At 30.9% G+C, this 15,120-nt stretch carries 13 protein-coding genes; 11 read left to right on the forward strand and 2 right to left on the reverse strand.

Features of this window, described 5'->3' with window-relative positions; all coding sequences use genetic code 11:
• The first annotated feature begins 50 nt into the window (after positions 1-50).
• The 11 genes from A0765_RS04000 to A0765_RS04050 all read left to right on the forward strand — a co-directional run bounded on the left by A0765_RS04000 (position 51) and on the right by A0765_RS04050 (position 13,529).
• Positions 51-3,185, forward strand: a complete 3,135-nt coding sequence (locus A0765_RS04000; protein WP_257000804.1) for an SEC10/PgrA surface exclusion domain-containing protein — start codon at positions 51-53, stop codon at positions 3,183-3,185.
• A 142-nt stretch (positions 3,186-3,327) separates the two neighbouring features.
• Positions 3,328-3,699: a hypothetical protein gene (locus tag A0765_RS04005; RefSeq protein ID WP_048767722.1), complete on the forward strand. Its 372-nt coding sequence runs from the start codon at positions 3,328-3,330 to the stop codon at positions 3,697-3,699.
• 237 nt (positions 3,700-3,936) lie between these two features.
• Complete coding sequence (gene pezA / locus A0765_RS04010) at positions 3,937-4,413, forward strand: type II toxin-antitoxin system antitoxin PezA (RefSeq protein ID WP_061600509.1); 477 nt, start codon at positions 3,937-3,939, stop codon at positions 4,411-4,413.
• Positions 4,413-5,171, forward strand: a complete 759-nt coding sequence (gene pezT, locus A0765_RS04015; RefSeq protein WP_062004753.1) for a type II toxin-antitoxin system toxin PezT — start codon at positions 4,413-4,415, stop codon at positions 5,169-5,171. Before pezA ends, pezT begins: the two co-directional genes overlap by 1 nt.
• A gap of 2 nt (positions 5,172-5,173) precedes the next feature.
• Positions 5,174-5,971 carry a Hachiman antiphage defense system protein HamA gene (locus A0765_RS04020; protein ID WP_062004755.1) on the forward strand — a complete coding sequence of 266 codons (798 nt, stop codon included), beginning with the start codon at positions 5,174-5,176 and terminating at the stop codon, positions 5,969-5,971.
• Entirely contained in the window at positions 5,968-9,051 is a 3,084-nt protein-coding gene (locus A0765_RS04025) for a DEAD/DEAH box helicase (RefSeq protein ID WP_062004762.1), read from the forward strand. The genes A0765_RS04020 and A0765_RS04025 overlap by 4 nt, the downstream gene beginning before the upstream one ends.
• Positions 9,052-9,074: 23 nt before the next feature.
• Complete coding sequence (locus tag A0765_RS04030; RefSeq protein ID WP_062004764.1) at positions 9,075-9,965, forward strand: restriction endonuclease; 891 nt, start codon at positions 9,075-9,077, stop codon at positions 9,963-9,965.
• A gap of 803 nt (positions 9,966-10,768) precedes the next feature.
• Positions 10,769-10,972, forward strand: coding sequence for a hypothetical protein (locus A0765_RS04035; protein WP_062004766.1), 204 nt, complete (start codon positions 10,769-10,771; stop codon positions 10,970-10,972).
• Positions 10,965-11,951, forward strand: coding sequence for an ABC transporter ATP-binding protein (locus A0765_RS04040; RefSeq protein WP_003010129.1), 987 nt, complete (start codon positions 10,965-10,967; stop codon positions 11,949-11,951). Before A0765_RS04035 ends, A0765_RS04040 begins: the two co-directional genes overlap by 8 nt.
• On the forward strand, positions 11,948-12,742 hold the full coding sequence (locus tag A0765_RS04045; protein ID WP_003013825.1) for an ABC transporter permease: 795 nt from the start codon (positions 11,948-11,950) through the stop codon (positions 12,740-12,742). Before A0765_RS04040 ends, A0765_RS04045 begins: the two co-directional genes overlap by 4 nt.
• Position 12,743: 1 nt before the next feature.
• Positions 12,744-13,529: an ABC transporter permease gene (locus A0765_RS04050; RefSeq protein WP_003013947.1), complete on the forward strand. Its 786-nt coding sequence runs from the start codon at positions 12,744-12,746 to the stop codon at positions 13,527-13,529.
• 603 nt (positions 13,530-14,132) lie between these two features.
• On the opposite strand, the gene cadX is transcribed toward A0765_RS04050, so the two are convergent.
• Entirely contained in the window at positions 14,133-14,471 is a 339-nt protein-coding gene (gene cadX / locus A0765_RS04055) for a Cd(II)/Zn(II)-sensing metalloregulatory transcriptional regulator CadX (RefSeq protein WP_000711085.1), read from the reverse strand.
• A gap of 11 nt (positions 14,472-14,482) precedes the next feature.
• On the reverse strand, positions 14,483-15,097 hold the full coding sequence (locus A0765_RS04060) for a CadD family cadmium resistance transporter (RefSeq protein ID WP_062004768.1): 615 nt from the start codon (positions 15,095-15,097) through the stop codon (positions 14,483-14,485).
• Positions 15,098-15,120: the final 23 nt, after the last annotated feature.

A 15,120-nucleotide genomic window follows, 5' to 3' on the forward strand; every position in this document is an offset into this window, starting at 1 on the left:
AAAGTGATGTAGCTGAAAAAGAATCAGCAGAAGAAGCAGCGAAAAAGGCTTTGGAAAATGCTATTAATGAAGACAAAAATAAAGCTGAAGAACTCAGTAAAGCTTCTGCTGATGAAAAAACGCACCTTAGTGCTGGTCAAGTTTCTGCTAAACAATTAGCAGATGCTAAAAATGTTGCAGAGAAAGCAGCAAATGCATTAGTGAAGGCTCAAAAAGAGAAAGAAACTGCCCAGAAAGTATTAGATGGTACTGGCGTTGAAGAAATTGTAGCAGAACGTGATGCTGCTAAGGAAAATTTAGATGCTAAAACAGCGACTGAAAATACAGCGAAACAGGAACTTGATCGCGCCAAAGAAGCGGATGATAAAAAAGCTACTGCACTAAAAAATGCAAAGTTTGTTGAAGCGGATCAAATAAAGAAAAGCCAAGAAACAGCAGCAAACTTGTCATCTGCTGAAGAAAAACAAAAACAAGCACAAGAGAATCTAAAGAAAGCTAAAGAAAATAAGGTTTCAGCACAAAGTAATCTTGATGCTTCTGAATCACAACTTGCCCAAACAATCGCAAATCGTGATAACAAAGCAAATGATTTAGCGAATAAACAAAATAGTAAGATTAGTGCAGAAGAAGAGCTCAAAACAGCTAAAGAAAATGATGCTAAGAAAGCTTCAGAAATTTCAGCTTTAACTACTAAGAAAACTCAAGAAGAGGCAAAAGTAAATAAAACTTCAAATGAGCTAGCGAGTGCTACATCAGCAGCTCAGGAAGCAAAAGAGAATAAAGAGAAGGCTGATCAAGCGGTTGAAACCCTCAATAAACAAATTGCAGCAATTAAAAATCTTACGATTCCTCAATTGCCTCAGGATGTCATTGATGCCTACAAGGCTTATCTAGTTGATGACACAGATGCTAATAAAAATGCATTAAACGATCTTATTCAAAAATGGTTCAAAGATAGTAAGTATGATTTTGGAACTGCATTAACAGAATATTCCCCTGAACACCAAAATATATTCATAAAGGGATGGTCAAACAAGGATATTGTTTTGCCGATCGATGATTCAGTCGTAGATTTAGACAATTTAACTGACAAGCAAATTGAAGCTTTGAGCCAATATTATGCACTTCTTGCCAACAATCTGCAAGATCAAGTTTGGGGTAGTCATCATTATATTGTCACTGAAGAATCTGTTCAGGGTGTCAAAAACATTGCAAAAGCCTATGCTGAAGAAAATAAACCATATAGCACAAGTCACAGCGATACTGCTTTAGCGAAAGATGGATTAGATTCCATCGTATGGACTGGAGAAAACATGAGTTTTGATAATACTTTACTGGGTTATGGTGCGTATTATTCAGAAGCTAAAGAAACCCGTAAAGCAACAATGTCTCAATTGTATCGTGAGGTATATGATGCTGTAATTAGTTTTATGACAAATGATGTTCATGCCTATTTTGGACACATGAAACTCATGATTGGGCAGAAAGCTCCTACAAATATTCGTGCAATTGGAGCTGCAAATAGTTTCACTCCAAGTGGTGTTGGACGCATGCACTTTATTGAATTTAAGGGTCAGGACACTCATCTTGAATATATTAAGGATGAACAAACTGGAGAATATCATTTTGTAACTGTTGACGACTATTATGATAAAGGTATTGCAAAACCTCTAGCTACTCCATTTGATACTTCAAAAATGGAAGATGAATTAACAGCTGCTAAAGCTAAACAGACTGTGGCAAATACGGCAAATGATTCTGCACAGAAACGTTTGGAAAAAGCTAAATTAGAAAACGATTCAAGTACAAAAGCTCTCAAAACAACGACAGCAAAATTAGATGCTTTGAAAGCTACTTCTGACCAAACACCTGCAGCTACTACTAAATTGGATAATGCTACACAAAATTATAATGAGGCACAAACCCAATTTAATAAGGCTCAAGATGCACTCGATCAATTAAATGCTGATATTCAAAGCAAGCGTCAAGCTTTGGCAAATGCAAAAGATAATTTAGACCAGGCTACAACATCAGAAGTAAAAGCTAAATCTGATCTTGAAAAAGCAAAAGTAGAAAATCAAAACGCGAATCAAAATCTGAAACAAACTCAAAAACTTGTAGCAGAATTAATGTCAGTTCCTGATCAAACTCCAAGTTCACAAAAGAAATACGACAATGCGAAACAACTAAAAGAAGAAGCTGAAACAAGATATATCAAAGCTCAAACAGCTTTGGATAACTTAAATGCAGACCTTCAAGTTAAGCAAAAAGCATTAGAAACTGCAAAAGAGGAGCTTGAAAAAGCAAAAATAGCAGATAAGACTGCAAGAAACAATTTAGATGAAGTCACAAAAATTCATGAAAAACATTTGGCAGCCTTAACTACTACACGTCAAACGATTGCAAGATTAAACTCAATCTCAGATAAGACACCTCTTGCACAAAAGAATTTAGATGAGGCTTCTCAACAATTGATTGCTGCCAAGACTCGTTATGCAAAAGCCCAAACAGCGGTTGAAAATCTAAATGCAGATATTCAAACAAAACAAAAAGTTTTAGCAGATGCGCGTGCAGAATTGGATAAAGAACTTAAAGTTCTTTCAGATCTTAAAGCTGAAAAAGCTAAGGACGAAGCAGAACTCAGAAACCGTCAGAATATAGTTGAAGAGTTAAAAGCTAAAGAAAGTCAAATTAAGGATGAGATTTCTAAATTAAAGACTCACTTAGTTGCTTTAGAAACACTTTTAGATCGTCTTGAAAATGCAGATGTATATTTGAAAAAAGCAAAAGAAGCATATGATAATGCAGTTGAAGAGCATCGTTTAGCGCTTGAGAATGTAGCAAGAGAGGAAGCTAAACTTAAATCACTTCTACAAGATCAATTGGATGCAACTGCACAATATGAAGCTGTTAGAGAAGTCTATTTAAATACTCGTACAAGACAAAGCGAAGTCTTTAACGATAAAGTAGATCACAAGATGATTTCTCTGAATCCTGTGTTAGAAAAGAGTATACCAGAAAGTACTTCTAACGAACGAGTATATAGCTATGCTGGAAATCAAGCTAAATATGCTGCAAATAGAGCCTTGCCTAATACAAGTTCAATTGAGAATTGGTTAGTGTTTGCAATGGGAATTGTTCTTTGTAGTTTTGGTATTTCAGTATCAAGGAAACATCGTGATTAATAAAAGCTGGTTAAGTATTTCTTATTGTAGTAGTGAATAAAAGTTTATCATTTAAAATTTGATTTTTTACTAATGATTTTAGTGAAACTAGGTATATGAAAAAAATAATAAATATCTTTAGATATTTATAGGAGGAAAAATAATGAAAAAAATTATTGCTTTAGTTGTTTTAGTACTTGCGGTTGCCGGTGGGGTATTCTTTTTCTTGAATCAAAATTCAGGACCAGAGAAGCAAATTATTGGTACTTGGTATGATAGTAAACACGATTCAACTATCGTTTTCAATAGCGATAAAACACTAGAAGTAACAAATAATAAAGACGAATCTAGAGATGGAACTTGGAAAATCGCTGGGAAATACGTCAAAATAAAGGTTTCTAGTGCAGCGAGTGCTAAAGCTGAATTACCTGGAAAAGATGAAAAAGAAGTAAAATATTTAAAGATTCAATTTAATTCAATTGAAACTGTTAACAGTGATTTTCGTGTAGCAGACGGAACTTTTGAAAAACAGTAATATAATTTAAGTATCTATTCTCAATGACAGAAAAACTGTTATTTTTGTAAGCCATCATCTAGATGAAAATATAAGATCTATTTTTGATAAAATTATATATTTGGATTAGTTTTAACATACTGAGATCAGTAGGTTAGATTGAAGAAAGATTCATCTACCAGATTTAAAAACGCACCAATAATGGTGCGTTTTTAGATTATTAATGCTATAATAGAAATAAATAAAAGGAGGGCTCTCATGATCGGAGAAAATATTAAAGCGTTACGTAAAACACATGACCTAACCCAGCCTGAGTTCGCAAAGATTGTTGGCATCTCTCGAAATAGCCTGAGTCGTTATGAAAACGGGATAAGTTCAGTTTCGACAGAATTAATAGATCGTATTTGTCAGAAATTTAATGTTTCCTATATCGATATTGTAGGAGAGGAAAAGATGCTCACGCCAGTAGAAGATTACCAGCTCACTCTAAAAATTGAAGTAATTAAAGAACGAGGGGCGAATATCTTAGCGCAACTTTATCGTTTTCAAGATGAACAAGGAATTGCATTTGATGATACTTCTAATCCTTGGGTTCTAATGAGCGATGATTTGTCTGATTTGCTGAACACGAAGATTTATCTTGTGGGGACTTTTGATGAAGTAGAGCGATATAATGGCTATTTGGATGGCATTGAACGGATGCTAGAACAAGCCAGTCATCTGGTGGTGGCTTAATGAAACTAGAAGAATTTAGTCAAGATGATTTTGAACGAGCATCCAGACGACTCGTTCGTTCTTTAACTCGTGGTAAAACAACTTCGTCTCAGCCCAAGGCTATCTTGCTAGGTGGACAGAGTGGTGCTGGGAAAACAACGATTCATCGTGTGAAACAAAGGGAATTTCAAGGAAATATCATTATTATTGATGGAGATAGTTATCGCTCTTTTCATCCGAACTACCTTGGCCTACAGGAAAAGTATGGCAAAGATAGTGTGGATTATACCAAAGTATTTGCGGGAAAAATGGTTGAATATCTCGTAGATGAATTGAGTAAACAAGGTTATCATTTGTTAATTGAGGGCACCTTGAGAACAACAGAAGTTCCTAGAAAAACGGCACAATTATTGATAACTAAAGGATATCAAGTCTCACTTGCACTAATAGCGACCAAGCCAGAATTGTCCTATCTCAGTACTTTGATACGTTATGAAGAGCTCTATACTATAGATCCTAGTCAAGCAAGAGCAACTCCCAAAGAGCACCATGATGGAATTGTAGAACATTTAGTTGATAACTTACGAGAGTTAGAAAATGATAAGATTTTTAATCAAATTCAAATTTATCAAAGAGATCAATCGTGTGTTTATGATTCGCAAGTAGACGAAACCTCAGCAGCAGAAGTTTTACAAGAATGCCTCTTCGGAAAATGGAGTAAGATTGAGGAAGAGATGTTGAAGTTGGGACAGGAACGGTTGAGAGAGTTGGGTGGATAGGTATGGAAGCAACACATAGATATATGAATTATCTAATTTCAGAAAATCCAATATTTACTGATGAAGGTAAAAAGATAGAAGTTTTTCATTTAGATATTCAGGATGATCCAGAAATCTTTGAAGAATGGGCAAAACAATTTAGACGTAATTATTGCTCAGATGATATGTTGTTACATATGACATTAGTTACGGGTCTTAGTGCTTCGGAATATCTGAGTGATAATAAAATACCAAGCAAACCTTCAACAAAATCAGGTGATTTTGGTGAAATTTTAGTATCTGACTATCTGCAATATTTTAAAAATTATTTTGTTCCTAGAACTCGCTTTAATAGTAGAATAAACAAAGATGTGCCAACTCCAGGAAGTGATGCTTTGGGATATTGCTTTGATCCTCATAATCCAGATAAAGATGAAGTTATAGTTATAGAAGTGAAATCATCTGCTTCAGAAAGAAGCGATGAGAAAGCCAAAAAAAAGCTTCAAGAAGCTATAGACAATTCCCAAAAAGATTTTATTAGGTTTTCAACTTCAATTGTTGCTAGTTATGAAAAAATGTATAGTTTAAATTCAGATGAAGCTGAAATATTAACTCGGTTTCTAAATTATTCAGATAACCCATTTAAAGTTACATATGGTGCTATTGCTGTTCACTCGAATAACTCGTATGATTTGGAGACAATAAAACAAGTTATTACGGAGAAACATAGAGATTCTGAAAAAATCCAGATGATAGTGATACATTCTGAGAAACTAATGGATTTTATAAATAAACTTTACTTGAAAGCGAGTGATGTATGATAGAATTTGGGGAACGGTCATTATATTATTCAAAACTTGTTCGTTCAAAAGCAAAAATGATTGAATTTGATATACCTTTAGAAAATCATATTTCGATTTCGGAGGACTCTCACAAATCTTTTCTTGTAGCACTAGCAATTGTTGCGAATTCTGCCAGAAAGTATTTTGAAGATTATATAAATCATAATAATTTTGATCCTCATTTAAAAAATCAGTTACATAACGCTGCAGAGTTTTTTGATGCACTGATTTTGTCTGGGTTAGGAAATGCTAATGAATATCGAGATTATATTGCAATTTTAGGAGCAACAGCTTATTATCTAGGAGATTATAATGGTAGTTCGAGTGTCATGCTTAGCTATATATCAGATGCTCCACGATTTCCAGAGGATAGCTTTAATCTGGTTAAGGTATTAATAGATATTTTAACAGATCGAGTTTTTGTGAACTATGAGTCAATCGTAGGTATATATTCAGATGAGTCAAATATTTTAGTTGAACAGTATAGAAATTATATTTTAGAGGGACGTGAGATTTCTATAGAGGTTTTTAAAAATTTACAAGATAACGTATATAGCATTGGGAGTGATTTTTCTATAATTATTGTAAATTGTCTCTTAGCAATAGTTTGTAAAAAAATAAACTGTTCATCAACAAAATTACTTCCCGAATTTTCAGGATTAGAATTTTCTTTATGGCAGAATTATATACAATCAGAGGGAAGCATTAAGGAACTTTGGCCTTCTCAAATTGAATTAGGAGTACGGGGGATTTTTTCAGGTAAATCTGGAATCATTCAGATGCCCACAAGTTCAGGGAAGACAGCATCTGTAAACCTAATACTAAGATCAGCATTTTACTCAAATAGAATTGATAATGCATTGATTATTGCTCCCTTTAGGGCCTTGTGCAGGGAAATATGTCGAGATATTAATAGGCACTTTGTTAATGACGAAGAGGTATTTATAAGTGAAATTTTTGATCTGCCTGAGATACCACAGGATTTTTCAATTTTTAATGATGGTAAAAAAAGAGTTTTTATACTTACTCCAGAGAAATTGTTGTTTTTATTGAGAAATCATCAAAGTTTTATTAATGAAATAGGACTTTGTATATTTGATGAGGCACATCTTTTTGATGATCCAAGTCGTGGAACCAATTTTGAATTACTGTTGTCAACGGTTAAACAAATTTTCCCGAAAGAAATACAGAAGATTTTAATTTCTGCTGTTATACCAGATAGTGAAGCTATAAATCAGTGGTTTAACGAGGATGGAGTAATCGTTTCTAATAATTCGATAAAAACAACAGAGAAAAGAGTTGCGTTTAGTGATTTAAAAGGTAGTAATGAGCAATTATATTTCATAGATCCTATTACATTTGAAGAAGAATTTTTTGTTCCACGAACTGTTAGTGTAACTGAATTAGAGCAGGTTGGAAAAGAACGAAAACAAAAAGTATTTCCAGAACTGACAAATGCAAATGATTTAAGTATTTATTATGGGACTAAGCTAATTAATAATGGTGGAGTAGGAATTTTTTGTGGAAGAAAAGATACGGTCAATGTTGTTTTGCGAAGATTTATAGACTTAAATAATAGGAATTATGATCTAACTAATTTCTTAAAAAACTCGGATAGGTCTGAAGTTGAAAAAATAGGAAACTTAATTGGTCAAAATTTAGGATATGATAGTGTTGAATATACATGTAGTCAGCTAGGAGTTTTTTCGCATCATTCAGGAATACCTATGGGCATACGCATTGCTATAGAGTATGCTTTTTCAAAAAGTAAAATAAATAATGTAGTATGTACTTCAACCTTAGCACAAGGTGTAAACTTACCTATTAAATACTTGATTATCTCAAGTGTGTATCAAGCAGGAGATGCAATAAAAGTTCGTGATTTTCAGAATTTGATAGGTAGAGCAGGTAGGGCCGGAAAATATACAGAAGGAACAATCATTTTAACAGAGCCAAATATTTATAAATCACCAAAAAATAAGTGGAAAAAACAAAACTATGAAGCATTATTAAATCCTATTAATACAGAGGGTTGTCAAAGCAATATTCTCAATATTATACAGTTTAACTCAGTAAATCCAACCGATTACCGAATAGAACCCAAAAGCTTTGACTTTTGGAGTATGATTAAAGATAGGGTTGATAGAACTCTAGAATACAGAAAAAAAATAGATACAATTTTATCAAAATTAACAAAACAGAAGAGTCCTTATTTAAAGGATTTTAATTCTAAAATAACCCAAATTGAGAACACTCTAACAGCAATTGAAAATTATATTGCTTCTATGTATGCTACTGAACTGGATACTGATAGTTTAGCTGAAAATACTTTTGGATATTTTCTAGGTAATGAAGAAGAGCAAGAAAAAATAAAAGAGTTATTTGTCTTGATAAAATCTAAAATAGATACCAGTTTAGTGGAAACTGAAATAATTGCAAAAAACTCAATTGGATTGTATCAATCTAAGTTGTTAAAAGAATGGGTTCAGGAAAATATAACTTCTATCCTTTCTTGCGAGAAGGAAGAGGATTTATTAAGTGTTTTAACTGAGATAATAATGGATTTTTCAAATAACAAGCAGATGAAAAAATTAAGTATAGAAAATCTAAATTTTATATCTCAATTTTGGATTAAGGGTAATTCTTATTTTCAAATATTGGAAAGTTGTACTGAAAAATCAATTAGAATTGAGAAAAGAGGTAAGTTAAAACCAATTGATATGTCTGATATAATCTCTATTTGTGATAATGGTTTAGGGTATGAAACATCAATGGTTTTAAATGCGATTAACAACAATCTTGAAAAAATAGTTGGGGATGGATTGGAAGTATTGACTATGTTAATAAAGAAACTTAAATATGGGCTACCTCTGGAAAAAGAGATCAATATTTATGAGTTAGGGTTTTCAGATAGAATTGTAGCCCAAGTTATTGGTCAAGAGATTAATTCTCAAAGTAAGGATCAGATTAAGAATGAAATCAAGCGAAAATCAGCTGGAATAGAAGATAAATTGAGTGATTTTCCAAGTTACTACATACAGTTAATTAATGAAATTTAAAATAGTGAAAAGAAAGGAGAAAAATGACTAGGATATCTTTTGAAATCCAACAACAAATTATTCAATGTTTTGGATTATGTTTTCATTATAAAGATACTGTTGCTGCATTTATGCAGGCTTCGGGAGTTCCTAATGATTTGATAGTAAGATGGAAATATGAACCGAAGTTTGTTTGGGCAAAAAATGTTATAAATGAACTTAATAAAACAGAAAACGGAAGATTTATAATTAGGCAAATAGCAACTGAATTTTATAAAATGAAAAATATTCCTGATGAAGTACAAGATAGAAATAGGGGATTAGATGCGTTAAGAAAATTAAAGCGATTGTTAGGTAATATCCAACAGGATAAGACTAATGAAACATCGAATAATTCCTACCATCGTTTAAAACAAGAAAAAAAAATTCAAACCAAGCAACATCAGCTTCAAAAAATCGAAGAGCTAAAAATGGAGTATTATTCGCTATTTTCAAGTGAGAATCCTCAAGAAAGAGGATATCATTTAGAACAAATTATTGCTAACTTATTCAAAATTAACGATATTGATTATCATGATCCGTACAGAAATAGCTCAAATACTCAACAAATAGATGGCTATTTTAGGTTTGAGGGGTTTGATTACTTAGTCGAGATAAAATGGACTAAAGATCCAATAAATTCATTAAACATTTCTTCTTTAAAGCAAAAAGTTGATACAAAACTAACTTCTACTCGTGGACTATTTATTTCAATAAATGGTTTTAGAGATGAAGTGATTCAAGATTTTTCTAATAGAGATGCAAAAATTTTATTTATGAATGGACAAGAATTATCGTATATTCTAGAAAATAGAATTAGTTTGGATGAAGCTTTAAAGTTGAAGATAATTGGAGCTTCTAAAACAGGAAATCCGAATATTTCTATAATTAACTAATATATTTCTAAAATCTCCTATCGACTTTTATTGTATTATTTTATTTTTGATGTGCTTATAATCGATATAGGATAGTTGAAATTTGGCATAGGTTTCTATTTCTATAAAAATGTACAAAACAATAACAAAAATGGTGTGAACTTTTTTGTAAAATCTAGCTCAATTCGTGTATTTTTAGGGTAAAATTCACACCATTCAACTGAAATTTATTCAAATTAGATGAAATTCTGTTTTCTGTAAATGTTGGAAAATATTGATTTTAAGCGGATATTGAAACTTATTCAAATAAAAGTGTTTCCAACCAGGTCTTAAGAAAGCTCGTAAAGCATCACAATTATCAAAACGTTAATCAACACGCTTATATCAACGTTTACAGACATTTAAGAAATTTCTCTTGGATGTCTTTTTTTGTCTAGCTAAATTTTACAAATTGGGCAATTTAGGTTACTCAATAATATAAAAAAGATAAAAATTTAAAGTTCGAATTTTAATTTTAAAAAAAGTAATTATTATTGAATATCTGTTCAAACATTTTTTCTTTTCTAAGGTTAATATAAATATATATACTTTAAAAAAGGAAGTCAAACATCTTGCTCATAGATTTTTGCATTTTTAAAAAATACATTTTGTCATATAATAATGTGGAAAATTGACGGATTCCTTAAATAATCATATAATATGAATATGTAAACCCTTACATACTATTCTACTTATACTTGATAAAATGCAAGTTCTTGAGGATCTATAAATATATAGACACTCTTCTATTTATAAAGTGAAATAAAGAATCACGGAGAAAGTTTATGGATATTAAAGAGTCATTCAACCAGCTAGATAATACAAAATTTAATGATTTCAATAATCGCCTTGAAGGTTTTGAGAAACTTTTTAAAGACAAATATTATTTTACCCATCCCGAAGATTTTAGCTCAATCTTTAGCATTTTGGTAAAGTATGGAAAAAGTACAAGTAAATATATTTTATCGAAAGGAGAGATATATGAGTGAAATAGTTATTAATGCTCAGAATTTATCTAAAAATTTTTATAATTTTGATTCAAGACTCCCATTTATCAAGAGATTTTTGAAACGTAATCAAATAACGATTCGAGCTGTTCAAGATATTAGTTTTACGATTAAGAGAGGGAGTATAGTTGGCTTTATTGGGAGTAATGGAGCTGGTAAATCCACAACGATTAAAATGTTGACTGGGACTCTTTATCCTAGTTCCGGAAAATTAGAAGTGAATGGAGAAATTCCATTTAAAAGAAGTATAAATTTTAGAAAAAAAATTTCAATAGTAGTAGGAAATAAATTACAGTTATTTCAAGATGTTTCGGCTATGGATTATTTTCAATTGATTGGTACTTTATATGAGGTAGAACCGGCGATTTTACAAGAACGAATTCAGGAATTAAGCAATTTGTTGAATGTAAAAGATCAGCTTTACCAGCAGGTCCGGACCCTCTCTCTTGGACAAAAAATGAAAATGGAGTTTATCGCGGCATCTTTAACAAGTCCGGAAATATTATTTTTAGACGAGCCTACTATAGGGTTAGATATACAGTCTAAAAAAGATATCAGAACATTTTTAAAGAAAATGAATGAAGAATGTCATACTACTATTATTTTAACGAGTCATGATATGGATGATATTTCGTCTGTTTGTGACGAATTAATCGTCATTGACAAAGGAAAAATTATTTTGCAGGAGTCAATGGATGTTATTTTATCTAAATTTTCTGATTTTAAATATTTAAAGATAAAAATGACATTAGATTTGGTACCAGAGTTATGCTCTGTTAAAGGAGTAGTAGTCATTTCTCAAACAAAATCGGAATGTATACTAAAAATACCTAGAGATTTTGTCTTTGAGACATTAGAATCAATCAATAAGCTTGTAGATATAGAAGATTTTGAAATATCAAATCTTTCTTTAGAAGAAATTATTTTACAAAACTATTTTACAAAAAAGGAGCACAATTGAAAAAAGAAATGTCTATTATTCTGATATCATTTCGATCTATTTTGAACTATAAATCAAGTGTACTATTGTTAATGTTACAGGCAAGTATACAAATTATGATATCAGTATTTTTATGGACGTATATATATCAGAGTAACCAGATAAATATAGCAGGATATGATTTTACCTCAATGGTTCAATACTATTTGGGGACTATAATTTTTTCATATTTTGTTTTTTATCCAGTTGATTGGGAAATCAATGACGATGTTCATTCAGGAAATTTTTTTAGCATATTAATAAAACCTGTTACTTTTTATAAGTATTATTTTTGTAAAATGCTTGGAGATAGGCTTGCTCATTTATTATTTATCATCATTCCTGTCATTTTATTCTCCAGTGTTTATTACAAGAATGAGTTATTAACCATTGAAATTCTTATTTTAGGAAGTATTGCAATTATTCTATCTATGGTTCTATGGTTTTTAATATCATGTTGTGTAGGTATGCTTTCTTTTTGGTTAGAAAATATATTTTTTGTCCTTACTGTTAAAGAAATAGTAATTCAGTTTTTATCAGGAATATTATTGCCTTTAAGTTTTTTTTCAAATAATTTTCGTCTGTTTTTAGATGTATTACCTTTTAAATACTTAGTATATGAACCGCTTCAGATGTTTAGTAATGATACATATAAATTAATAGACTATTTGAGAATTATTTGTATTCAATTGATTTGGTGCATCATTTTTTATATTATATCAAGATTCATATTGAGAAAAGGAGTGGAGCACTTCTCAAATGTGGGAGGATAAAATGTTTAGAATAAAAGTAATTTTTAGGCTACTTCATTTTGGTTTTAAATCTGATATGAATTTTCATTTTGACTTCTTTTGTGGTCTATTTTCGTCGATACTGTGGATTGGTTTACCTATTGTATTTTTTAGATTGATTTTCTTAAACATAGACTCTTTTAATGGTTGGGACTATTATCAAATTTTATTTTTGGTAGGTTCCTACACTATTGTAGATGGAGTTATGATGGGATTGTTAATTAGAAGTATGGGAATTTTAGAATCAGATATTTTGAGTGGTAACTTGGATCAAATTTTATTGAGGCCGTTTGATACTCAGTTGTTCTATATTTTTAGATCATTTAATTTAGTTCAATTCGTGAATACTTTTTTTGGTCTTGCGATCATTTTTATAAGTTATGGAAATTTAAATGTACATTTAAATTCATTAAAAATATTATTTTATATCCTTTCTTTAATGTGTGGTTGTATTATATATTATTCAATTTGGTTTCTAATAACGATTAGTTCATTTTGGTTCCCAACTAAATTTTCAAAAGTAGATGTATTTTTGAATTATATTGGAATTTCTAAGTATCCATATAATATTTTTACAGGTATTAACAGATTGATCACTATGTTATTTGTTCCCAATTTATTAATTGCCAATCCTGCAGTATTAATATTTTTAGGGAAAGATACATTGAACCTATTTTTCTATCAAATAGTTTTTACAGTTTTTTTGATTATTATCAGTCGTACAATTTTTAGAAAAGGATTGAAAAAATATGAAAGTGCAGGAAGATAAACAATGTTGTTCAGTTATATGTTTGACTAAAGGAAGTGATTCGCTGTACTTTGTTTTGTGGTCATTGAAACATCAGATAATTATAAACTATAATTTAAAGAATAGTATTATTAACTTATAGGTGCTAAGAAAAAATTTAAAGAAATTCCTTCATTCAATCAAACTTATTCATATTTTTTAAAATAAGAAAATAGTTGGATTTTGATGATGGTTGATATAAAGCTAAACTGAAAGTACCTGAAATCCAACTGTGTCAAACCAGGTCATACGATCTGTGAGAAAAAGAACACATAACAAAAAGAGGAGCTTCACAATAAAGTTCCTCTTCTTTTATATATCCGAATCATTATTCTTATTTCAAAAAAGGTAGTGAAAAAGGTAGTGATTCGGTTGATTTATATTGCAATGTAGTGAAATTTAGAATTTCAAGAATCGCTTAAAATCAAGGTTTCTAACATCTATTGACGTGTAGTGAACCCCTATTTCACCTCTGTAAAGATTAAATAATTTCTATTTTAGCTGTTAGAAACGTTGGTACATCAATGTTTTTAGAGTGCTACATAATAAAAGGTAGAGTGAATGGTAGAGTAGTAAAAATAGTTGTTATCCTAGTTGATTAAAAAAATCTCTGATTTCCTCATCTTTTATAAAATAATATATAATTTTCCCCTCTCTTCTAGTATCCAAGATGTTTTGATTGGCTAGTTTACGAAGATGGTGGGAGGCAGATGCCATACTGAGATTTAGTAAACAGGCTATATCACAGACACAGAGTTCTTCAACAGCAAGGAGATAAAAGATGATATTGATCTGTTTATTATCGGTAAACTTTGATAAAATACGAAGTGATTTTTGGACTTTTTCCTTTTCAAGGTAGTTCGTTGCGGTTGTAACATTTTGTTGATTTATAATATTCACTTGGCAGATACTATCTTTTTTCATAATTTTTTCTCCTAGCCGAACACAGTCCTTAGCATGTCAAAGCTGTTGTTTTCAATCAGGATATACATCCCCAATCCTAAATAAACAACGGCAATAAACCATCTGCTATATTTTTCCAAAGTTTCTCCAACAGAAGGGACTTGTGCCAATTTTTGGGCAGAAAAAACCAAGAGATAAATCATGACTAGAAAAGTAAGTAAAGCCACTATCAAATTCGCTAAATTTAAGGTAATAAAATATGGGACAAAAACACCAATATTGTCAGCACCACAACTTGCAAAAGTAATCATAGCGACTAGAAAAATCAGGTTTTTATCATCTTTGCGCAAACCATCTTTTGCAATAGCTTCTCCATCAGAATCTCCTAAAAGCAAAACTTTGAGTCCTAGGAAAATTGGAATCAAACCGAGCAAACCTAAAATCTCTTTACTAGGAATATAATTTAAGACAAATGCAAAAAGCAAACTTAGGAATATTAGACTAACAGAGCCTAGAAATTGTCCTAAATAGATGTTAATGATGTCCTTTCTGCTTTTTCTTTTGGCAAAAAATAACATTAGGATAATAAGTAAGTCTACGGCTGTCCCAGAATACAGGATTATTGAAGTAACAATATTTTGAATCATAAAACACCTCATTCAAATATATT

Source organism: Streptococcus cristatus (genome assembly GCF_001588905.1).
Lineage (GTDB): Bacteria > Bacillota > Bacilli > Lactobacillales > Streptococcaceae > Streptococcus > Streptococcus cristatus_N.

Bases quoted from the DNA above. Each gene is read 5' to 3' on its own strand.
- A0765_RS04005 (WP_048767722.1), top strand. From the start codon at position 3,328: ATGAAAAAAATTATTGCTTTAGTTGTTTTAGTACTTGCGGTTGCCGGT.
- pezA (WP_061600509.1), top strand. From the start codon at position 3,937: ATGATCGGAGAAAATATTAAAGCGTTACGTAAAACACATGACCTAACC.
- pezT (WP_062004753.1), top strand. From the start codon at position 4,413: ATGAAACTAGAAGAATTTAGTCAAGATGATTTTGAACGAGCATCCAGA.
- A0765_RS04020 (WP_062004755.1), top strand. From the start codon at position 5,174: ATGGAAGCAACACATAGATATATGAATTATCTAATTTCAGAAAATCCA.
- A0765_RS04025 (WP_062004762.1), top strand. From the start codon at position 5,968: ATGATAGAATTTGGGGAACGGTCATTATATTATTCAAAACTTGTTCGT.
- A0765_RS04030 (WP_062004764.1), top strand. From the start codon at position 9,075: ATGACTAGGATATCTTTTGAAATCCAACAACAAATTATTCAATGTTTT.
- A0765_RS04035 (WP_062004766.1), top strand. From the start codon at position 10,769: ATGGATATTAAAGAGTCATTCAACCAGCTAGATAATACAAAATTTAAT.
- A0765_RS04040 (WP_003010129.1), top strand. From the start codon at position 10,965: ATGAGTGAAATAGTTATTAATGCTCAGAATTTATCTAAAAATTTTTAT.
- A0765_RS04050 (WP_003013947.1), top strand. From the start codon at position 12,744: ATGTTTAGAATAAAAGTAATTTTTAGGCTACTTCATTTTGGTTTTAAA.
- cadX (WP_000711085.1), bottom strand. From the start codon at position 14,471: ATGAAAAAAGATAGTATCTGCCAAGTGAATATTATAAATCAACAAAAT.
- A0765_RS04060 (WP_062004768.1), bottom strand. From the start codon at position 15,097: ATGATTCAAAATATTGTTACTTCAATAATCCTGTATTCTGGGACAGCC.